Genomic DNA, 24,800 nt, shown 5'->3' on the forward strand with positions numbered 1-24,800 from the left:
TGTTGTAACCAAGCCACTATGGAAGGCGCAGTGACTCTGCCGGCGCGGGGCCGGGCATGGAAAAGGCATTTCCCCCTTTTCCTGCGCCGCCGCCTTGCCGCGGTGGTGGAGGCGGTGACGCTTGTCCTGTTCCTGGGCATGGCGGGCATCACCTATTTCCTGCTGACGGGACAGGGGCAATCCTACACATTGCTGACCCCGCCCATCGTGGCGTTGCTGCTGGTCGCCAATCTGGTGCCGGCGATTGCGCTGCTGGTGCTGCTGGGACGGCGGGTGGCGAAGCGGCGCGCGGCCCAGTCCGCCATAGGGAGCGACGGGCAGTTGCACGTCCGTCTGGTGGCGATATTCTCCATCGTCGCCAGCGTGCCCATGCTGCTGGTGGTGATCTTCGCCTCCCTGCTGTTCCAATATGGCGTGCAGTTTTGGTTTTCCGACAGCGCGCGGGGCATGCTGCAAAATGCGAGCGACCTGGCGCGGGGCTATTATGAGCAGAACCTGCGCGACGTGCGTGACGAAACCGTCACCATGGCGAGCGACCTGCGCGATTATCTGAGCCAGTCGAAAGTCTCCAGCCCGCGCTTTGCCGAAGGTTATATCTATCAGGTCGTCACGCGGAAGCTGAACCGTTCCGCGATCATCGAGATTGGCAAGGACGGCGTGGCGCGCACGGCGGCGACGGTCGATCCGGAAAGCCGGCCGGCGTCGGAGATGCTGACGCCCGACGTGGTGAAGCGGCTGGAAGCCGGCGAGGATGTGGTGGTCGCCGCCAAGCCCAACCAGATCGAGGCGGTGACGCTGCTCTATCCCAACGCGAAAATCTATCTCTACGCCACCCGCGATTCAGGTTCGACGGCGTTCAGCAATGTCGAGCGGGCGCAGAAGGTGTTGTCGGATTACGACATTTTCGCCGCACAGTCCCGCGCCTTGCAGTTGCGCTTCAACATATTGCTGTTCGTGGGATCGCTGCTGCTGGTGGGCGTGGCGGTCTATATCGCGCTGAAGGTCGCCGACTGGATGGTGCGGCCCGTGAACGAACTGGTCATGGCTGCCCGGCGGATCACGGCGGGCGACCTGTCGGCCCGCGTGACCAGCCCCCAGGCGCGGGATGAGATCGGCACATTGGCCGCCGCGTTCAACCGGATGACGCAGAGGCTGGAAGCGCAGACCGGCGCGCTGGTCGCGGCGAACAGCCAGCTCGATGAACGCCGCGCCTTCATCGAGGCGATCCTGTCGGGCGTGTCGGCCGGCGTGCTGTCGGTGGACCGCGACGGCATCATCCTGCTGCTCAACAGTTCGGCGGCCGCCATATTGGTGCGGGAGGGGGACGATCCGGTGGGCTGTCCGCTGACCGAAGTGTCGCCCGAGCTGGCGGCGCTGATCGCTTCGGAGGAGGATGCGGGCATCGTCCAGATCCGCGCCCATGGCGACGTGCGGACGCTGGCGGTCAAGGTTTCGGAGGATGCGTCGCGCCACATCCTGACCTTCGACGACATCACGCAGCAGCTTTCCGACCAGCGGCGGGCGGCATGGTCCGACGTGGCGCGGCGGATCGCGCATGAGATCAAGAACCCGCTGACCCCGATCCAGCTTGCCGCCGAACGGCTGCAACGCCGCTACGCCGAGGAGGTGACGAGCGACAAGGCCACCTTTACGCGCCTGACGGGCACCATCGTGCGGCAGGTGGGCGACCTGCGGCGGATCGTCGACGAATTCTCCTCCTTCGCGCGCATGCCCAAGCCGGTGTTCCGGCGCGAGCGGATCGACGACATCGCCCGCCACGCGCTGTTCCTGCACGAAGTGGCCCATCCCGATATTCGCTTCGAATATCATTCCATGGATGGCGATGCGGAAATGGTCTGCGACCGCCGGCAATTGGGCCAGGCGCTCACCAACATCGTCAAGAACGCCGTCGAGGCGATCGAGCCCAAGCCCGCCGCCGATGGCGACCATTGGCGCGGGCAGGTGTCCATGACGGTGGAGCATGACGGCGGCAACCTGCTGATCGCGGTGCAGGACAATGGCATCGGCCTGCCGCCGGAACGCGAACGCATATTGGAGCCTTATATGACCACCCGGACCAAGGGCACGGGCCTGGGCCTCGCCATCGTGAAGAAGATTGTCGAGGAGCATATGGGCGAAATCCGCTTCGACGACGCCGAGGGCGGGGGCGCGCGCGTGACGTTGCGCTTCCCGGTGGCGGCGCTCGAGAAATTGGAAGAGGGGCAGGTCATCGCCTTGCCCCATGGAAAAACGACTGGAAAAGTGACAGCCAATGGCGCTTGATATTCTGATAGTCGACGATGAGGAGGACATTCGCGATCTGGTCGCGGGCGTCCTGGAGGATGAGGGCTTCACCACCCGCACCGCCGCCAACAGCGACAGCGCGATCGAGGCGCTGGACGCCCGGCGGCCTTCGCTGGTGTTGCTGGACGTGTGGTTGCAGGGATCGAAGCTGGACGGGCTGGAACTGCTGGACGAGATCAAGCGGCGGGATGCGACCATTCCGGTGCTCATGATCTCCGGCCATGGCAATATCGATACCGCCGTGGCCGCCATCCGGAAGGGAGCGGCGGACTTCATCGAAAAGCCGTTCGAGGCGGACCGGCTGCTGCATCTGGTTTCCAGGGCGACCGAGACGGAGCGGCTGCGGCGCGAAAATCAGGTGCTGCGCGCCCGTTTCGGGCAGGATGACGAACTGACCGGCACTTCGGCGGCGATCAATGCCGTTCGCGCCACGATCAAGAAGGTGGCGGGGACGGGCAGCCGGGTGCTGATTTCCGGTCCGGCGGGCGTCGGCAAGGAAGTCGCCGCGCGCATGCTGCATAGCTGGAGCGGGCGGGCGGACGCGCCCTTCATCATCGTCGCCGCCGCGCGGATGGACCCGGATCGTGTCGAGGAAGAGCTGTTCGGCGTCGAGGACCCGAGCGGGCTGGTGCGTCCCGGCTATCTGGAGCAGGCGCATGGCGGCACGCTCTACCTCGACGAAATCGCGGACATGCCGCTTACGACGCAGGCGAAGATCCTGCGCGTGCTGACGGATCAGAGCTTCACCCGCGTCGGCGGGCAGCGGCAGGTAAAGGTGGATGTCCGCGTCATTTCCTCGACCGCGCTCAACCTGGCGACGGAGATCGAGGAGCGGCGTTTCCGCGAGGACCTCTTCTATCGGCTCAACGTCGTGCCCCTCATCATCCCGCCGCTGGCCGAGCGCCGGGATGACATTCCACCGCTGGTCGAACATTATCTCGCCCGTTTCGCGGCGGAGCGCCGGGTGCCGCCGCCGGAGATCGCCAGTGACGCCATGGCCGCCTTGCAGGCCAATGAATGGCCGGGCAACGTCCGTCAGCTTCGCAACGTCATCGAGCGGACGATGATCCTGGCGCCGGGCGAGCGGATCGGGCGGATCGAACTGGACATGCTGCCGGCCGAACTGACGAGCAACGGCGGTTCGGAGGGGATGGGGCAGTCAGCGATCATGGGCGCGCCGCTCCGCGAGGCACGGGAAAGCTTTGAGCGGGAATATCTGCGCATCCAGATCCGCCGCTTTTCGGGCAATATTTCCCGTACAGCCACCTTCATCGGCATGGAACGTTCGGCCCTGCACCGGAAGTTGAAGCTGCTGGGAATTACGGATGGCAAGGATGGTTGAGGTAAACTGAACGATCTTCAGCCAAACAGGGCATGGACGGCCCTTCGCAATTGCGGTAGGCTTGCCTCGCTTCCGACAGGCGGGGGCGGGCAAGACACTCTGCTTAAGGGTGCGAGAGCGGGTAACGTCCCGCCAATAAAGGACTGGTGAAGACCATGGCCGACAAAGTGAACAACCTTCAAGACATCTTCCTGAACAGCCTGCGCAAGAGCAAGACGCCCGTGACCATGTTCCTGGTCAAGGGTGTGAAGCTGCAGGGCATCATCACCTGGTTCGACAATTTTTCCGTGCTGCTGCGGCGGGACGGACAGTCGCAGCTGGTGTACAAGCATGCGATTTCGACCGTCATGCCCGCGCAATCCATGGATCTGACCGAATTGCGGAAGGCCAGCGACGGCAATGGCAAGTCGAAGCTGCTCCAGGAAATCTTCCTGAGCGCGGTGCGCAAGTCCGGCAGCCCGGTGACGATGTTCCTGGTGAACGGCGTCATGTTGCAGGGCGAAATCGCCGCCTTCGATCTCTTCTGCATGCTGTTGGAGCGGGACGGCATGGTCCAGCTCGTCTACAAGCATGCGATTTCCACCGTGCAGCCGCTGCACGCGCTGGACCTCACCGGCGAGGGTGAGGGCGAGGATTGAACGCTTTTTCTTGTCCTCGCCCGGTTTCCGATGAAGCCGGCGGGGGCCGGAAGCGTTAAGCCACCATGGCTGTCTTCAACCGAGATTCCGATGACGAGGTGTCGCGCGGCGCGCGCGCCATTGTCGTGCGCGCCGATGTCCATGGTCCGGAACGTCGCGACAGCGATGCGCGGCTGGAGGAGGCGAGGGGCCTTGCCCTTGCCATCGGCATCGACGTGCGCGCGGCGCAGGCCTTCCGCGTGCGCGACCGCAAGCCCGCAACCCTGTTCGGCAGCGGTCAGGTGGACCAGATCGCAACGCTGGCGCGGGCCGAAGAGGCGGAACTGGTCATCGTCGACAATGCGCTCAGCCCCGTGCAGCAGAGCAATCTGGAAAAGGCGACCGAAACCAAGGTCATCGACCGGACCGGCCTGATCCTGGAGATATTCGGTGAGCGCGCCGCGACCAATGAGGGGCGCCTGCAGGTCGAACTGGCGCATCTGGATTACCAGGCTGGGCGGCTGGTGCGAAGCTGGACCCACCTTGAGCGGCAGCGCGGCGGCTTCGGTTTCCTGGGTGGTCCTGGCGAAACGCAGATCGAGGCTGACCGGCGGATGATCCGCGACCGGATGGCGAAGATCAGGCGGGAGCTGGATCAGGTGACGAAGACGCGCGGCCTGCACCGGGCGCGGCGGCAGCGGGCACCCTGGCCGGTGATCGCGCTGGTGGGCTATACCAATGCGGGCAAGTCCACGCTGTTCAACCGGCTGACCGGGGCTGACGTCATGGCGGAGGATTTGCTGTTCGCGACGCTCGATCCCACGATGCGGCAGATCGCCTTGCCAGGACTGGACAAGGCCATTCTTTCCGACACCGTCGGGTTCGTTTCGGACCTGCCGACGCAGTTGATCGCGGCGTTCCGCGCGACGTTGGAGGAAGTGCTGTCGGCCGATCTGATCGTCCACGTCCGCGACATAGCGCATCCCGACAGCGACGCCCAGCGCGACGACGTCATGGACGTGCTGGGCGAGCTTGGCGTCGCGGGGGAAGGGGCTCTGGAGGCGGGCGAGGGCGATGAACCGCCGCCGATCATCGAAGCGTGGAACAAGCTGGACCTGCTGGACGAGGATGCGGCGACGCTGGCGCGGGAGACGGCGGCGCGGCGGAACGATGTGGTGATCCTGTCCGCCCTGACCGGCGAGGGAGTCGATGACCTTCAGCGCGCCATCAGCACCCGGTTGACCGCGGGGGCGCAGGTCCATCACTTGCATGTGCCGCTGGCGGACGGTGCGGCGATGGCATGGCTGCACGAACATGGCGAGGTGATCGGCAGCAGGGCGGAGGGCGAGGATATGCTGGTGGATGTCCGGCTGTCCGATTCCGCGCTGGCGCGGTTCCTCAAGCGCCGGGGAAATTAACCTTACTGGACGAAATGCTGGAACCGGGTTCCGGCCTGTCCAGGACCATGTCGCCTTATCAAGCCTGTCGCAACTGCCGCTTCGCCTGTTGCCACAGGCCTTCTTTCTCATCGAGCGGGAGCGTGGGAAAGTCCTCGCCGGCCAGTCCTTCCATGATGCGGAAACGCTTGTCGAACTTGCCATTGGCGGCGCGCAGGGCGACTTCCGGATCGACTTTCAGATGACGGGCGAGGTTGACCACGGCAAAGAGAAGGTCGCCCACTTCCTCCTCCCGTTCGGCCTGGGTAGTCGCCGCCTGCACCTCGCCCAGTTCTTCTTCGATCTTGTCGATGACGCCGCCGATGTCGGGCCAGTCGAACCCCGTGCGGGCTGCGCGTTTCTGAAGCTTTTCGGCGCGGAGCAGGGCGGGCAGCGCTATGGCGACACCTGCCAGCGCGCTTGGATCGGGTTCCTTCTCGGCGCGCTCGGCGGCCTTGATGGCTTCCCATTGGGCATGGCCATCCGTGCGTCCGGTTCCTTCGCCAAAGACGTGGGGATGACGGCGGATCATCTTTTCCGTGATGCCGTCGATGACCTCCTGCAATGTGAAATGGCCGGCCTGTTCCGCCATGCGGCTATGGAAGGCGACCTGCAGCAGCAGATCGCCAAGTTCGTCCCGCAGGGCCGCCATATCGTCGCGCTCTATGGCGTCGGCAACCTCATAGGCTTCCTCGATCGTATAGGGCGCGATGCTGGCGAAGTCCTGTTCGACATCCCAGGGGCAACCGGTGTCGGGATCGCGCAGCCGTGCCATGACTTTGGCGAGCGGCATGATGTCGGCGGGACTCGCCTTGCTGTTGGATGACATGCAGGACTCTGGATCAAGTGGGTGGGATTGGGAGGATGATAGGGTGCCGGATGGGCCAAGGCCAGCTTTCGGCAAGAATATCTGAGTTCGATAATAAGGATTATGTTAAATATATGATGATCCTTGCATCCTCAATCTTCCACTATCCGGCTATGCTGCCGCGTATCGGGCATGCGGATATAGACGATCAGGGAGATGCCGATCATCACCGTCACATAGATGTAGAATGCCTGTTCTGCGCCGATCTGCTTGAACCAGAGCGCGACGAATTCCGCGGTGCCGCCGAACAAGGTGTTGGCCAGCGCATAAGGCAAAGCCACTCCCAATGCGCGGATATGGGCGGGAAACAATTCCGCCTTCACCACCGCGTTGATCGAAGTGTAGCCGGTCACGATCACCAGGCCGGCCATTACGAGCACCCCCGCCGCCCACGGGTCCTTGGTGACGGCCAGCGTCGCGAAGATGGGATAGGTGCACAGGACGCCGAGCAGGCCGAAGCCGATCATCAGCGGCTTGCGCCCGATGCGGTCGGAAAGCGCCCCTGCGACAGGCTGAAGCAGCATGAAAAGAAAAAGCGTTATACCATTGATTTGCGATGCTGTTTCCCGGCTGAGCCCGCTGGTGTTGACCAGGAATTTCTGCATGTAGATGGAATAGGCGTAAAAGGCGATCGTGCCGCCTGCCGTCAGCAGCATCACCGTCAGCGTCTCGCGCGGATGCCGGGTCACGAGTTCCATGAATCCGGATTTGGGGGCGCCCTCCGCCCTGGCCACGGCAAAGCTCTGGGTTTCGGCCAGGCCGCGCCGCAGCCAGAAGACGATGATCGCCAGCGCTCCGCCGATCAGGAACGGAATGCGCCAGCCCCAGGCATCCAGTTCGGCCTCGGTCAGCATGGCCTGGAGCGCCAGCAGGACGCAGATGGCGACAAGTTGCCCCGCGATCAGGGTCACATATTGGAAGCTGGAGAAAAAGCCGCGGCGGTTGCGCCCCGCCATTTCGGACAGATAGGTCGCGCTGGCGCCATATTCGCCGCCGATCGACAGTCCCTGCATCAGGCGCGCAAGCACCAGCAGCAGGGGCGCGGCGACGCCGACGCTATCATAAGAGGGCGTGACGGCGATCAGCAAGGAGCCGGCGCACATCAGGGCCACGGACAGCGTCAGGCCGCTTTTCCGGCCATGGCGATCGGCATAGACGCCCATCAGCCACGCGCCGATGGGTCGCATCAGAAAGCCCACGGCGAAAATGCCCGCGGCACTCAGCAATTGCGCCGTGCGGTCCTCGCTCGGGAAGAAATGCTGGGCGAAATAGAGGGTGAAGGCGGAATAGGCATACCAGTCATACCATTCGACCAGATTGCCGGTGGAGCCGCCGATGATGGCCTTCAGGCGCTGACGCTGATCGGGTGCTGCGGTCGATGACGTCATGGGGTCAGCACCATCTCTCCATTTTGCACGGACCAGCTTTTCAGGCGCGACAGCATGTTCATGCCGATCACATTGACCTCTCCGAAAGCCGGGGAAACGACGATGTCGAGATCGCTGGCCCGGATCGGGCCGACCACCAGCGTGGCGATGGTCGAGCGCTTGGCGTCGATCTTGCCGTTGGCGGTCATCATGCTGACGCCGGGCGCGTTCAGGTCGAAATTCAGGCCGGAACTGCGGGCCGCCTCCACCGACAGGGCGGTGACGCTGGCGCCGCTGTCGATCAGAAAGCGCGTCGGGTTCCCGTTGACCATTCCCTCCACCCAATAATGACCGTCGGGCGCGACCGGGATTCGCAAGGCCTGTCCCTCCACATGCGCGGACGGCAAGGCCGCCGGCGCGGCATTGGTCGACGCGGCATTGGTCGACAATGGAGGGGATTCGTCCCCTGCCCCATATAAGCGGCTGGAAAACAGACCGAACTTCTCGCCAGCCTTGAACAGCCCGAGGAGGACGGCGAAGATGACGATCCAGAACATGGCCATGCGCATGAGCCCGCCCATCGGGGCGCGCCGGGCAATCAAGGCCGACCCGACCAGGACAAGCGCCAGCACATACCAGAGACTGGACATTGCCTGATCGCCATCCATCCCCTGCCCCGCCCCCTATGTCGCGCCCAGTTCGGCCACCAGCCCGTCATAGCCCGGTTCGACGCCTTCGGGGAGTGTCCGGCGGAGCGTCGCATAATCCATGCTCTGGTCCATATGGATCAATATGGCACGGCGGGGGCGTACGGCCTGCACGGCATCCAGGGTAAGCGCCAGATGCGCGTGGGTCGGATGCGGCTTTTCCCGCAGGGCATCGACAACCCAGATGTCCAGCCCATCGTACAGCGCCAGCATGTCGACCGTTATGTCATGGAAATCAGTGGCATAGCCAATGGAATGACCATCATGCGTGAAGCGGAAGCCGGTGGAGAATATCTCGCCATGGGGCTGATCCATGCAGGCGATGCCGATGTCCCCGATGCGCAGGCCATCCGGCAGCGCATGGGGTTCGATCGTCGGATGATAACCGTGACGCCCTTCGAAGGCATAGCCGAAGCGTTCGCGGAGCAGGCGGAGCGTCTGAGGGCGCGCATAGCCGGGCACGGGCGTGCCCCGATGATGGTAAAGCTGACGGACATCGTCCAGGCCGTGGCTGTGGTCGGCATGGTCATGCGTCCACAATATGGCGTCGATCTGCACGACATCGGCCGCCAGCAACTGGGCGCGCATATCCGGTGATGTGTCGATCAGCAGCCGGGTCGTGGGGCTTTCGATCAGGATCGACGCCCGGGTGCGGCGGTTCTTCGGCTCCTGCGGGTCGCATGCGCCCCAGTCATTGCCGATCCGGGGGACGCCCGAAGAGGTGCCGCTGCCCAGGATGGTGAGCTTGAGGCTCATGCCGCCTTGCTGAACAGCTTGCGGAAATTGGCTGACGTCGCCTCGGCCAACTGCTCGACGCTCTCGCCCCGCAAATTCGCCAGGAAACGGGCAGTGTCCGCCACGAACGCCGGTTCGCAGGGCTTGCCGCGATGGGGAACCGGCGCGAGGAACGGGGAGTCGGTCTCGATCAGCAGGCTTTCGAGCGGCAGGCGCGCGGCGGTTTCCTGCAAATCCCTGGCGTTCCTGAAGGTCACGATACCCGAAATGCTGATAAGGAAACCCAGTTCCATCGCCGCATCGGCAAAGGCGCCGCTGGCGGTGAAACAGTGGATGACCCCGCCATAGGCTCCCTTCCCCATTTCATCGCGCATGATCGCGAGCGTGTCCTCCTCCGCATCGCGGGTGTGGACGATCAGCGGCAGGCCGGTTTCGCGGGAAGCGGCGATGTGGGCGCGGAAGCTGCGTTGCTGCCGCTCGCGGTCGCTATGGTCGTAATAATAATCGAGGCCGGTCTCGCCTATGCCGACGATGCGCGGGTGGGAAGCGCGTTCAACGAGCTTCGCCGTATCGACATGCGGATGCTCGTCTGCCTCATGCGGATGGATGCCGACGGTCGCCCAGACATCGGGTTCGCGCAACGCGGTGTCCAGCACATCGTCCCACTCGCTTTCGCGCGTGGCGATGTTGAGCATCAGGCCTACGCCGGCGCCACGCGCCCGTTCGAGCACATTCTGCTGATCCTCGATCAACCCTTTGTAATTCAAGTGGCAATGGCTGTCGATGAACATGGCCTATGCCTCTTCGACGGGCAGTTCGAGGCGCGGGAAAAGCGGCTTGGGCGGCGTGAGCGTAAAGCTTTGTTCCACGAGCGCCTGATACCACTGAGAGCGGAGACCCTGATAGTTGCGGATATTCGGCGGGATACCCAACTGATCAAGTAGCGCGTTCGCACTCGCCGGGATAACTGGCAAAATGGCTACAGCAAGTTCTCCTATAGCTACATAGAGGACAGCTAGAACTGCTTCCATGCGTGCAGGATCAGTCTTGCGCAACGACCAAGGCGCTTGCGCATCTATGTAGGCGTTGCAAGCAAAGACCGCGCGCATCCAAGATTGAATACCGTCCGAAGGAGCAAGACTTGCAAATTCGCTCTCCAGCGAAACGATCTCCCTGCGAACGGTTGAAAGCAGTTCGATATCTTCGCGCGTTTCAGAACTACCGCCCCAAGGCAGACGGCCTTCGAGATTTTTCGCGATGAAGCTCAGCGTCCGCTGGGCGAGATTGCCGAAACTATTGGCGAGGTCGCTGTTCGAACGGGCGACGATCGCCTCCGCGCTGTAGCTGCCGTCATTGCCGAAGGTGACTTCCGACAGCAGGAAATAGCGAAGCTGGTCCACGCCGAAGCGCTCCGCCAGTTCCATCGGATCGGCCACATTGCCGAGCGACTTCGACATCTTCTCCCCCCGGTTGAGGAGGAAGCCGTGGCCGAACACCTGCTTGGGCAAAGGCAGCTTCGCGCTCATCAAGAAAGCCGGCCAGTAAACGGTATGAAAACGCACGATATCCTTGCCGATAATATGCGTGATGTCGCCTCCTTCCGACCAGTAACGGGCCATGCGTTCGGCATCGTCGGGATAGCCGCAGCCGGTGATGTAATTGGTGAGCGCGTCCACCCACACATACATGACATGGCCGTCACTCCCCGGCACCTTCACACCCCAGTCGAAGCTGGTGCGCGACACGCTGAGGTCGGACAGTCCGCCTTCGACGAAGCGCATGATCTCATTGCGGCGGCTGTCGGGCTGGATGAAATCAGGCTGGCTGGCGTAGAGGTCCAGCAGCTTCTGCTGATAGGCGGACAGGCGGAAGAACCAGCTTTCCTCCACCGTCCATTCCACCGGCGTGCCCTGGGGCGAGAGCTTCTGCCCGCCCTCCCCTTCGATCAGTTCCTTTTCGTCGTAAAAGGCTTCGTCGCGCACCGAATACCAGCCTTCATACCGGCCGAGATAGAGGTCGCCATTGGCCTCCATCGCCTGCCAGATCGCCTGGCTGGCGCGATGGTGATCCGGCTCGCTGGTGCGGATGAAACGATCATAGCTGATATTCAGACCGTCGTTCATAGCCCTGAAATATCCGGACATTTCATCGGCAAGCGCGCGTGGCTCCATGTTCCGGCCGCGGGCGGTCTGGGCCATTTTCAGGCCATGTTCGTCCGTGCCGGTCTGGAAGAAGACGTCGCGGCCCATCATCCGCTGGAAACGGGCGATCGCATCGGTGGCGATCACTTCATAGGCGTGGCCGATATGCGGGCGGCCATTGGGGTAGCTGATAGCGGTCGTGATGGTATAGGGCTTGGACATGGGCCCTCCCTAGCGGGTGTTAGCCCTTGCGCAAAGCCGCTTTTCAGCGGGCAAGGGCCGCAACATGCCCCGCCAGTTCGAAAACCACCGCCCCCGGTTCGAGCGACAGGATGATGGCTCCGCCTGCAAGCTGACGGGCGGCTTCCCAATGGTCCAGCGCCTTGCCGAGATCGTCCCCCTGCCGCTGGCGCGCCGCCGCCGCGATGAAGGCCGGGGCACGCTCCAGAAAGGCCTCATAACGGGGCCGTGCGCTCTTTGATGAAAGCATCTTGGCCAGGATCAGCCGATGGCGATTGCCGGGGTCGCCATCGGCGGCGATCGCCGCCAGCGAATGCTCGATGTCCGCTATGTTGAGGCCGGCATAGCGCAATGCCTTGCCGGGAGACCCCTCGCCTGCGCGGACCAGCGCCGTCAGTTCGTCCGGAGACAGGCGTGCGTCCGCCTTGTGCAGGATGCTCCGCATGGCATCCTCACCCAAGCTGTCGAAGCGCAGGGTGCGGCAGCGGGAGCGGATGGTCGGCAGCAGGCGGCCGGGCGCATGGCTGACCAGCAGGAACAGCATGTCGGCTGGCGGCTCTTCCAGATTCTTGAGCAACGCATTGGCCGCGCCGCGCTCCAGATCGTCGGCGCTGTCGATGACGACGATCCGCCGCGAGGACATGGAGGGAGCCGACTGGATCAGGCGCTGCAGGCCCCGGACCTGATCGACCGTGATGTTGCGCGCTGTGCCGCTTTCCCTTTCCAGGCAGAAAAGCTCCGCATAGTCGGGGTGGGCGTCGGCTTCGAACAGACGGCGGATCGGGTGGTCGTGCGGCACGTCCAGCCCGTCGGCCGCGATGGCCGGGCCCGCTGCCTCCGCCAGCAGGCGCAGCGCCATGGCGCGGGCGAAGCTTGCCTTGCCGATGCCGCGTGGGCCGGCCAATATCCAGCCATGGTGCAGGCGGCCGCTTCGCGCCGCGCCGAGCAGGGTGCGGGCCTGCCCGTCATGGCCGAGCAGCGGCGTCATGGCAGCAGGTCCTGCAAGGCATGCAGCAGCCTTGCCGTCACGGCTTCGGCTTCGCCAGAGGCATCGACGGTCAAGAAGCGCGCCGGTTCCTGCTGCGCGAACCGATGGAAGGCGGTCGAGACGGCCCGGTGAAAGTCCCGGTCACGCCCACCGATCCTGTCCGCAGCATCTCCATCGCGGGATTGGGCGCGAGCGCTCGCCTCCTCCTCCGCCAGGGTGAGGAAGAGCGTCCGGTCGGGCAGGAAACCGTCGCTGCCGATCCGGTGAAGCGCCAATATGTCCGCGTCGGTCAGCGAACCCATGCCCTGATAGGCGCGGCTGCTGTCCAGGAAGCGGTCGGAAAGCACCCATGCGCCGCGCTCCAGCGCCGGGCGGATCGTCTTTTCGACATGATCGGCACGGGCAGCGGCGAACAGCAGCGCTTCGGCGCGAGGGCTCCAGCGGTCCGCGCCACCGGTCAGCAGGAGGGCCCGAATGGCCTCCGCCCCTTCGCTGCCGCCGGGTTCGCGGGTTTCCACCACTTCCAGGCCGCGCGCGCGCAGGGCCGCGGCAAGCGCGCTCAACTGGGTCGACTTGCCCGCGCCCTCCCCGCCTTCCAGAGAGATGAAGCGCCCCCCTGTCGTCCGGGCGTCGGTCACCCGAAGAACGACTTCAGCCCGTTCCACAGGCGGCCGAAAATGCCGGCTTCGGAGACATCCTCGCCGGCGACCAGCGGCAGGATCTGCGGCGGGGTATCGGGGGTCGAAACGATCAGTTGCGCGATCCTCTGCCCCTTGGCGATGGGCGCCTTGATCGGGCCGGTATAGGCGACCTTGACCGAGATGTTGGACGATGCGGCGCGAGGCAGGGTCACGGCCATGTCCTGCGGCGCCACCAGCGGCACGCTGGTCGCGCTGCCAAGCTGCACTTCGGCGGTCTCGACGGTCTGGTCCTTCCTGAACAGCGGCTGCGCCTTCCATGCGCGGAAGCCCCAGTCCATGAAGCGCACGGATTCAGCAATCCGCTGATTGAAGCTGGTGAGGCCCGCGACGACCATGACCAGACGACGCCCCTCCTGCTCGGCCGATCCGGTGAAGCCGAAACCCGCTTCCTGGGTATGCCCGGTCTTGAGCCCGTCGGCCCCGGCCACCTTGCCCAATATGGGATTGCGGTTGCCCTGCTCGATGTCCGCGCCGCCCATCGTCTTGCCCCAGGTGAAGCTGCGCGTGGCGTAGAATTTCTTGTAGAGGTTGGGCGTTTCCTCGATCGTCGCTTCGGCCAGCGTCGCCAGGTCGGCGGCGGTGACATAGGTGACGCCTTCGTCCGGCCAGCCATTGCTGGTGCCGAAATTGCTGTTCTTGAGGCCCAGACGCTTCGCCTCCTGATTCATCAGCGCGACGAAGGCCTGCTCGGTCCCGGCAATGCCCTCCGCCAGCACGACGCAGGCGTCATTGCCGGAAAGGGTGACGATGCCGTGCAGCAGATTTTCCACCGACACCTGCTCGCCCGGCGACAGGAACATGGTCGAACCGGCCTGCGGGCCATGCCATTGCTGCCAGGTTTCCGGGCGGACGGTGAATTTCTGGTCGAGCTTCAGGTCGCCCTTCTGGATCAGGCGGAAGGCGACATGGGCCGTCATCATCTTCGCCATGGAGGCAGGCGGCATCCGCGTGTCGCCACCCTTGTTATAGAGCACCGCGCCTGACGACAGGTCCTTCATATAGGCGATCGGCGCTTCGCTGCTATAGGGCGGCGCGGCGGCGGTCAGCGGCGTGGAGAGCAACCCGACGAACAGGAGGGCGGCGATGGACTTCTTCATGCAGGATTGCCTTCGGACTGGTGGATTCTTCGAGTGCCTAGCGCATTCATTAGCCATGGCAGGACCAATAGCAAAGCGCTCTATTGCTTCACCGCGTCGGCGAGCAGGCCGACCGACAATGCGTAGAAATTCGAACAATTATAGTCGAGGATCGCCCGGTAGTTGCTGGTGAGCAGATAAGCCGTCTTGCCCGGCCCATCGGGTTCCAGCAGCGTCGCCATCACCCGGTCGGCGGGCCAGCCGCCACCGCTGGGCACGATCCCCATGCGCCGCCATTCGGCCATGCTGAGCCAGCGGCTATGCCGGTTGAACACGCGCGGGCAGCGGGCGGGGCTGGTGCGGGCGGCAAGGCCGGAGCGGTCGAGACCGGCGGGCACGGACACCGCAATGCCCCACGGCTGGCCCCGGCGCCATCCGGCATGGACGAAATAATTGGCGATGGAGGCGAGCGCGTCGGCTTCGCTGTTCCAGATGTCGACCCGTCCGTCGCCGTCGCCGTCCTTGCCCAACCGCAGATAGACGCTGGGCAGGAACTGGGGATAACCGGTCGCGCCCGCCCAACTGCCCACCAGGCGACTGCGCGGCACGCCATTGTCCAGCATTTTGAGCGTCGCCAGCAGTTCCGGTTCGAACAATGTCCGGCGGCGCCCCTCATAGGAAAGGGTCGCGAGTGAGCGGATCAGGTCGAAATCGCCGGTATAGGCGCCGTAATTTGTCTCATGGCCGTAAATGGCGACCATGACCTCCTCCGGCACGCCGGTCTCCGCCTCGATCCGGGCGAGCCGGGCGCGGTTGGCGAGATAGGCCGTGCGGCCCCGGCCGATGCGCGCCGCGTCGACATGCTGGCGGCGATATGGCTCGAAATTGGGAATGGGGGCGTAGGCGCCGCCGCCAGGCTGGTTCTGGTCGAGCTGAACCACGCGGGGATTGGGGGTCAGGCCCGGGAAAACGCTGTCCAGCGTCGTATCCCGGATGCCCATGGTCCGCGCCTTCGGGCGGAGAGATTCCAGATAGGCGCGAAAGGCGACATCCTCCTGCGCGCTGACGCTGTCCGCCGTCAGACCGCCCACCATGACGGCGGCGAGCCCCAGCAACAGCGACATGATCGACGAACGCATTGAAGAATCTCCTTAAGCCCTTTTGTTGCACAGGGATGGCGTGGCGTGAATCCCCTTAATGGCGCACGGCGCCATTCGGGCGATGAAACCGCCTTCCCGCCATTTTTACGCTTGGCAAGGCCGCCGGGTTCGCTAGAGCGGGTTTCGATCTGACTGAATCGGATCGTTGCGCTGTTTTCCGCGATTTCCCGACCAGCGATCGGTTCGATCGGCTGGAAATCGCTCCCGGAAGCGTGGCGACGGACAGGTGGCCGAGTGGTTTAAGGCAGCGGTCTTGAAAACCGCCGTGGGTTCACGCTCACCGTGGGTTCGAATCCCACCCTGTCCGCCATCCAATTTGATCCCCGTTAAAGCACGGCGGTTTTCTTCATGCTAGAAGCGGTCGACAATCATCGGAGGTGACGATGTCTGCCGATAGCGATGCGCGCTACATGTTCCGGCGCGCAAGAGAAGAAGCCGCGAAAGCCGATGCTGCCGAAAGGCGCAGCGCTTCGTCGCAGGAGGTTGCGGTCCATCGCGAACTTGCGCTGCGCTACAAGGTCAGGGCCCTTGCCATGTCCTGTCCCGATCAGGTCCTTCATGATGCGATGGAGCGGGAGCCCTGATCGGCTTCATGCCCATTATCCATGGTCTATCGGCCATCAGGCTGGCGGGAACTTTTGTCGTCGCAATGCATTGCAAATAAAAAAGCGCTCCCGGGCAAGGGAAAGCCGGGAGCGCGATTTGTTTGCTGTCGGGCATCCAAATCCTCCCCGGATTAGCAGGTGCAGATGTTCTTGGCAATCTACCCAAAGGTAGAACGCTGCTTTCCGTAACGTCAATTCCATGAGCGGGGGCAGACTGCCCTGGGGCAAAAAGCCCAATTGAAAATCCGCAGGATATGACGACATTTCTGCGACAGGCAGAATGGCATGACGATGAGCGACACGGACAGGATAACAACGATGCAACCGGCGGCGGAAATGGAAGGTCGCTGGAAGCGGCTTTCTCCAATGGAGACCGGCCCCTTCGGCCGTTGTCCCCGATGCGGCGAGGGACATATCTTCCGCGGCTTCCTTACGGTGCGCGATCATTGCGAGATTTGCGGGCTGAATTATGATTTTGCCGATCCGGCGGACGGGCCGGCCGTATTCGTGCAGCTATTCGCCTGCGTTCCGGGCGTGGTCTTCATCATCATGCTGGAGATTTTGGCGCGGCCGGGCCTTTGGGTGCATCTGGCCGTCGGTGTCCCGGTGCTGATCCTGACGACAGTGCTTCCGTTGCGACCGATCAAGGGTTGGCTGATCGCCGCCCAATATGTGAACAAGGCGCAGGAAGCGGGTACAGCCCAATTATGGGCGAAACTGCATGGGGACGGGGCCGGCGATTAGGCTGTATCGGCATTCAGCCATATCGCGCGATTGCCCCGGATTATTCCCTTCGTCCTGCTGAAGCCGGTTCAGCATGCCCATTGTTGAAACGACGGGCTTATTCCGGAGCGCGCTGCGTCAAATCGGGCGCAGGTCGCACGCTCCGGTTTCCTGCTGTCGCATTCTTCCAAGCAGAAAGTCGCCAATTGCAGCCCGCCATGGGCTGAATCCCCACACAGCCTAGCTGAGTGCGCCGTGGCAATGCTTGTATTTCTGGCCCGAGCCGCAGGGGCATGGCGCATTGCGGCTGATGTCCAGATTGGCAAACTCCCCGCCCTGTCCGCCCGCCGGCGGACGCGGCAGGGTGGTCGTGATCCCGCTGATCTGCCCGCCTTCGATGTCGCCGCTATTATCCTCGCCCGAAAAGGGGTCGATATGGGTGGTGATGAAGTCGGGCAGGACCGGCAGGTCGAATTCCGGCAGCGGCTCTTCCATGCGGAACTGGACGCGGGCGATGGAGCCGGTCACATCCTCGCGGATATTGCCCAGCATGCGTTCGAACAGGGCGAAAGCTTCCTGCTTATATTCGTTGATCGGCGTCTTTTGCGCATAGGCGCGCAGATGGACGACCTGGCGGAGCGCGTCGAGAGTCGACAGATGCTCCTTCCAGTGATGGTCCAGGCTCTGGAGCAGGATCGACTTCTCGATCATGTGCCAGTTTTCTGGATCGAGTTCCTTGACCTTGTCGGCCACGGCCTCGTCGGCCAGGGCCCTCAGCCGTTCCTCGATCATTTCCGGATCGACATGGTCCTCAGCCAGCCAGCCGTCGAAATCGGGTTCCAGGTTCAGCACTTCGGCCGTGCGGGCCTTCAGCCGCTCCATGTCCCACTGTTCGGGGTAGGTGCCCGGCGGGCAGGACGCGCCGACCAGATCATTGACCGTCTCATGCCGCATGTCGGTGACGACATCGTCCACCGTCTCCGCATCCATGATGTCGCTGCGCTGTTCGTAAATGACCTTGCGCTGGTCGTTCATGACGTCGTCATATTCGACGACCTGCTTGCGGATGTCGTAGTTGCGCGCCTCGACCTTCTTCTGCGCAGTCTCGATCGCCTTGCTGAGCCATTTCGAGGGCGGCAGCGCCTCGCCATCTTCCAGATTGGAGCGGATCATCTTCGCGAACATCGTGTCCGGGCCGAAGATGCGCATCAGGTCGTCGTCGAGGCTGAGATAAAAGCGCGACAGGCCGGGGTCGCCCTGACGGCCCGAGCGGCCGCGAAGCTGATTGTCGATGCGGCGGCTTTCATGGCGTTCCGTGCCCAGCACGAAGAGGCCACCGGCGGCGAGCACTTCCTGCTTCTCCGCCTCGATCTCGGCATCGATGCGGGCGATGGCGGCTTCGCGCTCCGGGCCTTCCGGCATGTCCCGCAGCTCGTCCTCGACGCGGAATTCCAGATTGCCGCCCAGCTTGATGTCGGTGCCGCGCCCGGCCATGTTGGTGGCGATGGTGACGGCGCCCTTGCGGCCCGCCTGCGCCACGATATGCGCTTCGCTCTCATGGAAGCGGGCATTGAGGACGGCGTGCTTCACCCCTTCCTGCGTCAGGAATTCGGACAGCATTTCCGACTTTTCGATCGACACGGTGCCGACGAGGACCGGCTGGCCCTGCTCCGCATGGACCTTGATGGTCTTGGCGATGCCGCGGAACTTGTCCTCCAGATTCTTGTAGAAGCTGTCTTCCTCATCGACACGCTGCACCGGCCGGTTGGTCGGGATGGTGACGACGTTCATCTTGTAGATTTCGTAGAATTCGGTCGCTTCGGTCGCGGCCGTGCCCGTCATGCCGCCAAGCTTGGGGTACATGCGGAAATAATTCTGGAAGGTGATGGAGGCGAGCGTCTGGTTCTCCGGCTCGATATTCACGCCTTCCTTGGCTTCCACCGCCTGGTGCAGGCCGTCCGACCAGCGGCGGCCGTCCATCATGCGGCCGGTGAATTCATCGATGATGATGACCTTGCCGTCCTTGACGATGTAATCGATGTCGCGGCGGAACATGACGTTCGCGCGCAGCGCCTGGTTGACGTGATGGACGACGGCGGTGTTCTCGAAATCATAGAGGTTGGCGCCTTGCAGCAGCCCGGCCTCCTCCAGCATGCGCTCGATCTTCTCGGTGCCGTCCTCCGTCAGGGTGACGGTGCGCTGCTTCTCGTCCTTCTCATAGTCGCTGTCGTCCAGCCGCTTCACGATCGCGTCGACGGCGACATAGAGTTCCGACTTGTCGTCGGTGGGGCCGGAGATGATCAGCGGCGTGCGCGCTTCGTCGATCAGGATCGAGTCCACCTCGTCGACGATGGCGAAGTTGAACGGCCGCTGCACCATCGATGCGCGGTCATATTTCATATTGTCGCGCAGATAGTCGAAGCCGAGTTCGTTGTTCGTCGCATAGGTGATGTCGGCGTTATAGGCCTCGCGCCGCTGGTCTTCCGACAGGTTCGGCACGATGACGCCCGTGGTGAGGCCCAGGAAGCGATAGACCTGCCCCATCCATTCGCAGTCGCGGCTGGCCAGATAGTCGTTCACCGTGACGACGTGGACGCCCTTCCCCTCCAGCGCGTTCAGATAGGTGGCGAGCGTCGCGACCAGCGTCTTGCCCTCGCCGGTGCGCATTTCCGCGATCTCGCCGCGATGAAGCACGATGCCGCCCACCATCTGCACGTCATAATGGCGCTGGCCCAGCGTCCGCCTGGCGGCCTCGCGCACCGTGGCGAAAGCTTCGGGCAGCAGGTCGTCCAGCGTCTCGCCCTGCGCCAGCCGTTCCCGGAACCGCAGGGTCTGCGCCGTCAGTTCCTCGTCCGTCATGGCCGAGATGGTGGGTTCGAAAGAGGCGATCTGTTCGACGGTCTTGCCCAGCGACTTCACGTAGCGGTCGTTGGAGGAGCCGAAAATAGACTTGGCGAGTGCGCCGAACATGCAAGTTCCTGACAAAAGGGGACGCGCACGCCTTTGGGGCGATGCACGCGGACATGCGCGGCGATTTAGGGCGCGCACGGGCGTTAGTCAATCAGAGCGGGTATGTCGCGAGGGCGTAATAATGAGCGATCAAGCGGATTTTTCCGTGCCGGACATGGGCGGAAGCAGGATATGGGCGGATCGCGGCGTCCAGTGACGGCGCCGGTGCCGAAGCCTGAGGAATGAGAGCGATTTGACGATGATCTCCAGCCCTGCCCGCATGGAACCGCGCGGCGCGACCTTGCCTGTGGCGGCGACGGCCGCGGCTTTGCTGTGGTTCGGGATCGCGGCGCTTGCGACGCCGTTCGATCATGACGAGAGCCAATATATAGCAGGCGCATGGTTCAGCTCGCACCTGCTGATCTATCGCGACTTCCTGTACCTGCAACCGCCGCTTCATGCCTGGCTGTTCGCGCCCCTGGCCGTCGGTTTCCCGGGCAGGATGCTGGTCGCCATGCGGCTCGCCACGGCGGCCTGCGCCCTGATCACGCTGCTGCTGCTCCATTTCGCGCAACGGCGCGCGGGCATATCGCGCGCCAGCGCGGCCCTTGCGACTGCCTTCATCGCCGCGACCGCCGCCTTTCAATTCACCGCGAGCGTGACCCGCAACGACATGCTGCCCACCATGCTGGCCACATTGGCGATGCTTCTTTCGGTGATTGCGCTGCAGGCCGGTGGGCGACGCCATTGGTTCGGAGCGGGGCTGTTCTTCGGGCTTGCCGTCGCCGCCAAGCTCAATTTCATCCCGTTGGGGGCGGCGGTCGGCGGCTTTGCATTGCTGGCCCGCCCGCGCCATGCCGCCTGGCTGGCCCTTGGCGCGCTGGCGGGGCTTGCGCCCATGCTCGTCGCCTGCGCCCTTGCGCCGGCCGCCTTTTTCTATGGAGTCGTCACCTTTGCGGCGAGCGGCCCCTTTGCCTGGTATGCAGCCAATGGCGCGGGCGACGAACTGTCATGGGGCGAGAAGTTCGGGGATCTCGCCAAATATCTTTGGCGGGGGCCGGCGCTGCTCAGCCTGGCAGCCATCATCGCCCATGGATGGGCAAGTCGCGGCCGGGCCGGTCCGCCCGAAAGGCGCCTTGCCTGTTGGATGATCGGCGGCGGACTGATCGGGGCCGCGCTGCCGACGCCGTCCCAGCTTCAATATGTGATGCCGTTGCTGCCGCCGCTGGGCCTGGCGCTCGGCTTCATGCTGGACGACGCACGGGCCTGGCCCCGTCGCGCCCGTCCGGTCCTGATCGCATCGCTCTGCCTGTCCGCCGTGCCGGGGCTGCTGCCGGCGACCCGCCATGTCATCGCCATGGCGGGTCATGGATCGCCGATATTGGCGGCGAGCGACCATGCGCGCTGGGCCGGCGCGCAGGTGCGCAGGCTGACCGGCGACGACGAGATCGTCACCCTTTCGCCCCAGCAACTGGTCGACAGCGGGCTCAACATCGACCGGCGGTTCGCGCCGGGCCCCTTCGTGTACCGGACGGGATGGACGATGGAGGGCGCGGAAGCCCGGCGCATCCATGCCATGATACCGGCGACCCTGGCCGATCTGGACCGCGATCCGCCCGAGGCGATCCTGGTCGGATATGAAATGGGGACTCGCAAACTGCCGCTGCGGCCCGACGACAGCCTGATCGCCTATGCGAAGCGGCGCGCCTACCGGATGCTGGCCATGCCGGACGGCGTCGGAAAGCTCTATATCCGCCCATCTCGCCGTTGACGGGCGGGCATATTGCGCTAAGCGACGGGCATGACTGAACGCTCCCCCCTCGCCCCCGCCGCTTTCCCCGACCTTCCGCCCGTTGCAGGCGTCACGGCTCGCGTAGCGCGGGCGCGATACAAGAATTGGGATCGCTGCGACCTCACCTATGTCGAGCTGAGCGAAGGCACGGCGGTCGCGGGAGTCACGACGCAGAGCAAATGCCCTTCCCCGGAAGTCGAATGGTGCCGGGACGCCATTCCGCTCGGTTCCGCACGGGCTCTGGTGGTGAATGCGGGCAATGCCAATGCCTTCACCGGGCACCGGGGCCGCGCGGCGGTGGAGGCCATTGCCGCCAAGGTCGCGAACCATCTGGACTGCCAGCCGTCGGACGTCTTCATCTCCTCCACCGGGGTGATCGGCGTTCCGCTGCCGGTGGACAAGGCAGAGGCGGGGCTGGAAGCCGCCTTTGCCGCCGCGCCCTGCGGCTGGGAGGATGCGGCGACCACCATCGGCACGACCGACACCTATGCCAAGGGCGCCCGCGCCTCCGCCATGATCGGCGGCACGCGGGTCGAGCTTGTCGGGATCATCAAGGGGTCCGGCATGATCGCGCCGGACATGGCGACGATGCTGGGCTATATCTTCACCGACGCGGCCATCGATCCCAAGCTGTTGCAGCAGATGCTGTCCGCCGCCAACCGGACGAGCTTTTCCTGCATCACCGTCGACAGCGACACCTCCACCAGCGATACGGTGCTGGCCTTCGCCACCGGCAAGGCGGGCAATGCGCCGCTCGCCTCCATGGAGGATGCCGGGGCGGACGCCTTCGCGGCCGCCTTGGACGATCTCTGCCGCCAGCTTGCGCATCTGGTGGTGCGCGACGGCGAAGGCGCGACGAAATTCGTCGAGATCGCCGTCGAGGGCGCGGAAAGCGACGCCAGCGCGCATCGCATCGCCCTTTCCATCGCCAACTCGCCGCTGGTGAAGACCGCCATTGCGGGCGAGGACGCCAATTGGGGCCGCGTGGTCATGGCGATCGGCAAGGCTGGAGAGCCTGCGGATCGCGACAGGCTTTCCATCCGTTTCGGCGCAACCCAGGTGGCGTCGGGCGGTCTGGCGGTCGAGGGCTATGACGAGGCGCCGGTGGCCGCGCATCTCAAGGGGCAGGACATAGCGATCGGCGTCGATCTGGGGCTGGGCGACGGCCGGGCGACGGTTTGGACCTGCGACCTGACCCATGGCTATATTTCGATCAACGCGGATTATCGCAGTTGAGAAAAGGACGGCCCTGATGCCGACGGAATTGCATGAACCGGTCGTGGCGCTGATGCGCGAGGTGGGGCGGGACGTTGTCATGCCGCGCTACCGCAACCTCGCCAGCCATGAGATCAGCGAGAAGGCGGCCGACGATTTCGTCACCATCGCGGACAGGGAAAGCGAAATCCGGCTGGCGGAAGGATTGGCGGCGATCCTGCCGGAAGCCGGCATCATCGGGGAGGAAGCCTGCGCCGCCGACCCCGCCATATTGGACCGTGCCGGCGAAGGGCTGAACTGGATCATCGACCCGATCGACGGGACCGGGAATTTCGCCGCCGGAAGGCCGCCCTTCGGCATCATGGTCGCGCTGGCGGACGCAGGAACGATCCTGGCCGGGTGGATATTGGACCCACTGACCGGACGCCTGTGCCACGCCATATTGGGCGCCGGCAGCCATATCGACGGGGAGCAGGTCTATGCGCGGGAGAGCGGCGAACCGCTGCCGATCGCGGCGCTTGCCGTCTATTTCATGACGGAGGAGGAGCGCGCCGACGTCAGACGCCGGTCGGAGGCCATTTTCCGGCTGGTGGATATTCCCCGCTGCGCCGCCGAGCAATATCCGCGCCTGGTGCTGGGACAGAATGACCTGTCGGTCTTTGCCCGCACCCTGCCCTGGGATCATGCGGCGGGAACGCTGTTCGTGAACGAAGCGGGCGGCCTGTGCCAGCGGCTGGACGGATCGCCTTATGTCGTGGGCGATTTGCGGCGCGGGCTGCTGGGGGCTTCATCCCCGCGCCTCTGGGATCTGGCGGCGGACCGGTTGTTCCGCTGAAGAAGGGAAGGATGGGCATGCTGACGATCTGGGGACGCCTGAACTCGCATAATGTGAAGAAGGTCGCCTGGTTCGCCAGTGAAATCGGCCTGCCCTATGTCCGGCACGACGTCGGCGGTCAGTTCGGGATGAGCGACGCCTATGTCGCGATGAACCCCAACCGGCTGGTCCCGACGATCCAGGACGGCGACATGGTGCTGTGGGAATCCAATGCGATCCTGCGCTATCTGGCGGCACGCCATGCCCCGGAAGGCATGTGGCCCACCGATCCGGCGATACGGGCCCAGGGCGACAAATGGATGGACTGGCAGTTCAGCTTTGCCGATGCGCAGCGGGGCGCCTTTCTGAACCTCGTCCGCAGGAAAGTGGAAGATCGCGACATGGAGGCGGTGGCTGAGTCGGCGCGGCAATCGGGAGAGGCGATGCTGATCCTCGACCGCGCCCTGGCTGGGCAGCGCTGGCTGTCGGGCGAAAGCTTCGGCGTCGCGGACGTGCCGATGGGCGTCTATGCGCACAGCTTCTTCACGCTGGACATGGAACGGCCGGACGTGCCCCATGTGCGGGACTGGTATGACAGGCTGCGCGAAAGACCCGCCTATGCCGGGACGGTCATGATCCCGCTGACTTGAGGCAAAATGCCCCTGCCTTTGCAGGGGCACCTTGCGGGAAGGCTATCAAAGAACGCTTTCGATCCAGCCCTTGAGCGCGCTCTTGGGCGCGGCGCCGACCTTGGTGGCGGCGGCTTCACCATTTTTGAAGAGGATCATCGTCGGAATGCCGCGCACGCCATAGCGGCCGGGCGCATCGGGATTCTCATCGATATTGATCTTCGCGATGGTGACCTTGTCAGCCAGCTCGTCCGAAATCTCTTCCAGCGCGGGGCCGATCATCTTGCACGGACCGCACCATTCCGCCCAGAAATCGACGAGCACGGGCTTGTCCGCGTTGATGACGTCCTGCTGGAAGCTGAGGTCGGTGACTGCCTTGGTAGCCATTTTG

At 64.1% G+C, this 24,800-nt stretch carries 22 protein-coding genes and 1 tRNA gene; 11 read left to right on the forward strand and 12 right to left on the reverse strand.

Annotation, left to right across the window (positions count from 1 at the left end; all coding sequences use genetic code 11):
• Window positions 1-18 precede the first annotated feature (18 nt).
• The 4 genes from A8G00_RS04140 to hflX all read left to right on the forward strand — a co-directional run bounded on the left by A8G00_RS04140 (window position 19) and on the right by hflX (window position 5,681).
• Complete coding sequence (locus A8G00_RS04140) at window positions 19-2,283, forward strand: ATP-binding protein (RefSeq protein WP_103000119.1); 2,265 nt, start codon at window positions 19-21, stop codon at window positions 2,281-2,283.
• Window positions 2,273-3,646, forward strand: a complete 1,374-nt coding sequence (locus A8G00_RS04145) for a sigma-54 dependent transcriptional regulator (RefSeq protein ID WP_044662332.1) — start codon at window positions 2,273-2,275, stop codon at window positions 3,644-3,646. Before A8G00_RS04140 ends, A8G00_RS04145 begins: the two co-directional genes overlap by 11 nt.
• Before the next feature lie 155 nt (window positions 3,647-3,801).
• Window positions 3,802-4,284 carry an RNA chaperone Hfq gene (gene hfq, locus A8G00_RS04150; RefSeq protein ID WP_025548924.1) on the forward strand — a complete coding sequence of 161 codons (483 nt, stop codon included), beginning with the start codon at window positions 3,802-3,804 and terminating at the stop codon, window positions 4,282-4,284.
• Between the two features lie 65 nt (window positions 4,285-4,349).
• Entirely contained in the window at window positions 4,350-5,681 is a 1,332-nt protein-coding gene (gene hflX / locus A8G00_RS04155; RefSeq protein WP_103000120.1) for a GTPase HflX, read from the forward strand.
• Window positions 5,682-5,739: 58 nt separating this feature from the next.
• On the opposite strand, the gene mazG is transcribed toward hflX, so the two are convergent.
• From mazG to A8G00_RS04205, 10 genes are all read right to left on the reverse strand, one after another.
• On the reverse strand, window positions 5,740-6,528 hold the full coding sequence (gene mazG / locus A8G00_RS04160) for a nucleoside triphosphate pyrophosphohydrolase (RefSeq protein ID WP_103000121.1): 789 nt from the start codon (window positions 6,526-6,528) through the stop codon (window positions 5,740-5,742).
• 131 nt (window positions 6,529-6,659) lie between these two features.
• Complete coding sequence (locus A8G00_RS04165; protein WP_103000122.1) at window positions 6,660-7,955, reverse strand: MFS transporter; 1,296 nt, start codon at window positions 7,953-7,955, stop codon at window positions 6,660-6,662.
• On the reverse strand, window positions 7,952-8,602 hold the full coding sequence (locus A8G00_RS04170) for a TIGR02281 family clan AA aspartic protease (RefSeq protein ID WP_103000123.1): 651 nt from the start codon (window positions 8,600-8,602) through the stop codon (window positions 7,952-7,954). The genes A8G00_RS04165 and A8G00_RS04170 overlap by 4 nt, the downstream gene beginning before the upstream one ends.
• Before the next feature lie 15 nt (window positions 8,603-8,617).
• Window positions 8,618-9,397: an MBL fold metallo-hydrolase gene (locus A8G00_RS04175; RefSeq protein WP_103000124.1), complete on the reverse strand. Its 780-nt coding sequence runs from the start codon at window positions 9,395-9,397 to the stop codon at window positions 8,618-8,620.
• Entirely contained in the window at window positions 9,394-10,167 is a 774-nt protein-coding gene (locus A8G00_RS04180; protein ID WP_048578549.1) for a TatD family hydrolase, read from the reverse strand. The genes A8G00_RS04175 and A8G00_RS04180 overlap by 4 nt, the downstream gene beginning before the upstream one ends.
• Window positions 10,168-10,170: 3 nt before the next feature.
• The gene (gene metG, locus A8G00_RS04185) at window positions 10,171-11,739 is read right to left on the reverse strand and encodes a methionine--tRNA ligase (protein ID WP_103000125.1); all 1,569 of its coding nucleotides are present in this window, start codon (window positions 11,737-11,739) and stop codon (window positions 10,171-10,173) included.
• A gap of 43 nt (window positions 11,740-11,782) precedes the next feature.
• On the reverse strand, window positions 11,783-12,745 hold the full coding sequence (locus A8G00_RS04190) for an AAA family ATPase (protein WP_103000126.1): 963 nt from the start codon (window positions 12,743-12,745) through the stop codon (window positions 11,783-11,785).
• A complete protein-coding gene (gene tmk / locus A8G00_RS04195) occupies window positions 12,742-13,410 on the reverse strand; it encodes a dTMP kinase (RefSeq protein ID WP_244309737.1) in 669 nt (222 codons plus the stop codon). The genes A8G00_RS04190 and tmk overlap by 4 nt, the downstream gene beginning before the upstream one ends.
• The gene (locus A8G00_RS04200; RefSeq protein ID WP_103000127.1) at window positions 13,380-14,543 is read right to left on the reverse strand and encodes a D-alanyl-D-alanine carboxypeptidase family protein; all 1,164 of its coding nucleotides are present in this window, start codon (window positions 14,541-14,543) and stop codon (window positions 13,380-13,382) included. The genes tmk and A8G00_RS04200 overlap by 31 nt, the downstream gene beginning before the upstream one ends.
• Window positions 14,544-14,623: 80 nt before the next feature.
• Complete coding sequence (locus A8G00_RS04205; RefSeq protein ID WP_103000128.1) at window positions 14,624-15,661, reverse strand: lytic transglycosylase domain-containing protein; 1,038 nt, start codon at window positions 15,659-15,661, stop codon at window positions 14,624-14,626.
• 241 nt (window positions 15,662-15,902) lie between these two features.
• Between A8G00_RS04205 and A8G00_RS04210 the strand changes: the two genes are divergently transcribed.
• The 3 genes from A8G00_RS04210 to A8G00_RS04220 all read left to right on the forward strand — a co-directional run bounded on the left by A8G00_RS04210 (window position 15,903) and on the right by A8G00_RS04220 (window position 17,031).
• Window positions 15,903-15,992, forward strand: a tRNA-Ser gene (locus tag A8G00_RS04210).
• Window positions 15,993-16,065: 73 nt separating this feature from the next.
• The gene (locus A8G00_RS04215; protein ID WP_048577854.1) at window positions 16,066-16,266 is read left to right on the forward strand and encodes a hypothetical protein; all 201 of its coding nucleotides are present in this window, start codon (window positions 16,066-16,068) and stop codon (window positions 16,264-16,266) included.
• A gap of 306 nt (window positions 16,267-16,572) precedes the next feature.
• Window positions 16,573-17,031, forward strand: coding sequence for a DUF983 domain-containing protein (locus A8G00_RS04220; RefSeq protein WP_103000129.1), 459 nt, complete (start codon window positions 16,573-16,575; stop codon window positions 17,029-17,031).
• 219 nt (window positions 17,032-17,250) lie between these two features.
• Here the strand turns inward: A8G00_RS04220 and secA are convergent, their stop codons facing one another.
• A complete protein-coding gene (gene secA / locus A8G00_RS04225) occupies window positions 17,251-19,980 on the reverse strand; it encodes a preprotein translocase subunit SecA (RefSeq protein ID WP_103000130.1) in 2,730 nt (909 codons plus the stop codon).
• A 238-nt stretch (window positions 19,981-20,218) separates the two neighbouring features.
• On the opposite strand from secA, the gene A8G00_RS04230 reads away from it, so the two are divergent.
• From A8G00_RS04230 to A8G00_RS04245, 4 genes are read left to right on the forward strand one after another with little or no spacing between them, the layout of a single operon-like run.
• Window positions 20,219-21,730 (forward strand): glycosyltransferase family 39 protein, encoded by a 1,512-nt coding sequence (locus A8G00_RS04230; RefSeq protein ID WP_103000131.1) that lies wholly within the window; start codon window positions 20,219-20,221, stop codon window positions 21,728-21,730.
• A 30-nt stretch (window positions 21,731-21,760) separates the two neighbouring features.
• Window positions 21,761-22,987: a bifunctional glutamate N-acetyltransferase/amino-acid acetyltransferase ArgJ gene (gene argJ, locus A8G00_RS04235; protein WP_103000132.1), complete on the forward strand. Its 1,227-nt coding sequence runs from the start codon at window positions 21,761-21,763 to the stop codon at window positions 22,985-22,987.
• A 16-nt stretch (window positions 22,988-23,003) separates the two neighbouring features.
• Window positions 23,004-23,801 (forward strand): inositol monophosphatase family protein, encoded by a 798-nt coding sequence (locus A8G00_RS04240; protein ID WP_025548947.1) that lies wholly within the window; start codon window positions 23,004-23,006, stop codon window positions 23,799-23,801.
• Between the two features lie 17 nt (window positions 23,802-23,818).
• Window positions 23,819-24,430, forward strand: coding sequence for a glutathione S-transferase family protein (locus A8G00_RS04245; RefSeq protein WP_103000133.1), 612 nt, complete (start codon window positions 23,819-23,821; stop codon window positions 24,428-24,430).
• 45 nt (window positions 24,431-24,475) lie between these two features.
• Here A8G00_RS04245 and trxA read toward each other — a convergent pair whose 3' ends face one another.
• Window positions 24,476-24,796 carry a thioredoxin TrxA gene (gene trxA / locus A8G00_RS04250; RefSeq protein ID WP_044662313.1) on the reverse strand — a complete coding sequence of 107 codons (321 nt, stop codon included), beginning with the start codon at window positions 24,794-24,796 and terminating at the stop codon, window positions 24,476-24,478.
• Between the last annotated feature and the right edge of the window lie 4 nt (window positions 24,797-24,800).

Origin of the sequence: Sphingobium sp. SA916, assembly GCF_002894065.1 — a bacterium.
Classification (GTDB): Bacteria; Pseudomonadota; Alphaproteobacteria; order Sphingomonadales; family Sphingomonadaceae; genus Sphingobium; species Sphingobium fuliginis.

What these genes read in the sequence shown, in the direction of transcription:
- A8G00_RS04140 (WP_103000119.1), top strand. Translation starts at nt 19, where the DNA reads ATGGAAGGCGCAGTGACTCTGCCGGCGCGGGGCCGGGCATGGAAAAGG.
- A8G00_RS04145 (WP_044662332.1), top strand. Translation starts at nt 2,273, where the DNA reads ATGGCGCTTGATATTCTGATAGTCGACGATGAGGAGGACATTCGCGAT.
- hfq (WP_025548924.1), top strand. Translation starts at nt 3,802, where the DNA reads ATGGCCGACAAAGTGAACAACCTTCAAGACATCTTCCTGAACAGCCTG.
- hflX (WP_103000120.1), top strand. Translation starts at nt 4,350, where the DNA reads ATGGCTGTCTTCAACCGAGATTCCGATGACGAGGTGTCGCGCGGCGCG.
- mazG (WP_103000121.1), bottom strand. Translation starts at nt 6,528, where the DNA reads ATGTCATCCAACAGCAAGGCGAGTCCCGCCGACATCATGCCGCTCGCC.
- A8G00_RS04165 (WP_103000122.1), bottom strand. Translation starts at nt 7,955, where the DNA reads ATGACGTCATCGACCGCAGCACCCGATCAGCGTCAGCGCCTGAAGGCC.
- A8G00_RS04170 (WP_103000123.1), bottom strand. Translation starts at nt 8,602, where the DNA reads ATGGATGGCGATCAGGCAATGTCCAGTCTCTGGTATGTGCTGGCGCTT.
- A8G00_RS04175 (WP_103000124.1), bottom strand. Translation starts at nt 9,397, where the DNA reads ATGAGCCTCAAGCTCACCATCCTGGGCAGCGGCACCTCTTCGGGCGTC.
- A8G00_RS04180 (WP_048578549.1), bottom strand. Translation starts at nt 10,167, where the DNA reads ATGTTCATCGACAGCCATTGCCACTTGAATTACAAAGGGTTGATCGAG.
- metG (WP_103000125.1), bottom strand. Translation starts at nt 11,739, where the DNA reads ATGTCCAAGCCCTATACCATCACGACCGCTATCAGCTACCCCAATGGC.
- A8G00_RS04190 (WP_103000126.1), bottom strand. Translation starts at nt 12,745, where the DNA reads ATGACGCCGCTGCTCGGCCATGACGGGCAGGCCCGCACCCTGCTCGGC.
- A8G00_RS04200 (WP_103000127.1), bottom strand. Translation starts at nt 14,543, where the DNA reads ATGAAGAAGTCCATCGCCGCCCTCCTGTTCGTCGGGTTGCTCTCCACG.
- A8G00_RS04205 (WP_103000128.1), bottom strand. Translation starts at nt 15,661, where the DNA reads ATGCGTTCGTCGATCATGTCGCTGTTGCTGGGGCTCGCCGCCGTCATG.
- A8G00_RS04215 (WP_048577854.1), top strand. Translation starts at nt 16,066, where the DNA reads ATGTCTGCCGATAGCGATGCGCGCTACATGTTCCGGCGCGCAAGAGAA.
- A8G00_RS04220 (WP_103000129.1), top strand. Translation starts at nt 16,573, where the DNA reads ATGACGATGAGCGACACGGACAGGATAACAACGATGCAACCGGCGGCG.
- secA (WP_103000130.1), bottom strand. Translation starts at nt 19,980, where the DNA reads ATGTTCGGCGCACTCGCCAAGTCTATTTTCGGCTCCTCCAACGACCGC.
- A8G00_RS04230 (WP_103000131.1), top strand. Translation starts at nt 20,219, where the DNA reads ATGATCTCCAGCCCTGCCCGCATGGAACCGCGCGGCGCGACCTTGCCT.
- argJ (WP_103000132.1), top strand. Translation starts at nt 21,761, where the DNA reads ATGACTGAACGCTCCCCCCTCGCCCCCGCCGCTTTCCCCGACCTTCCG.
- A8G00_RS04240 (WP_025548947.1), top strand. Translation starts at nt 23,004, where the DNA reads ATGCCGACGGAATTGCATGAACCGGTCGTGGCGCTGATGCGCGAGGTG.
- A8G00_RS04245 (WP_103000133.1), top strand. Translation starts at nt 23,819, where the DNA reads ATGCTGACGATCTGGGGACGCCTGAACTCGCATAATGTGAAGAAGGTC.
- trxA (WP_044662313.1), bottom strand. Translation starts at nt 24,796, where the DNA reads ATGGCTACCAAGGCAGTCACCGACCTCAGCTTCCAGCAGGACGTCATC.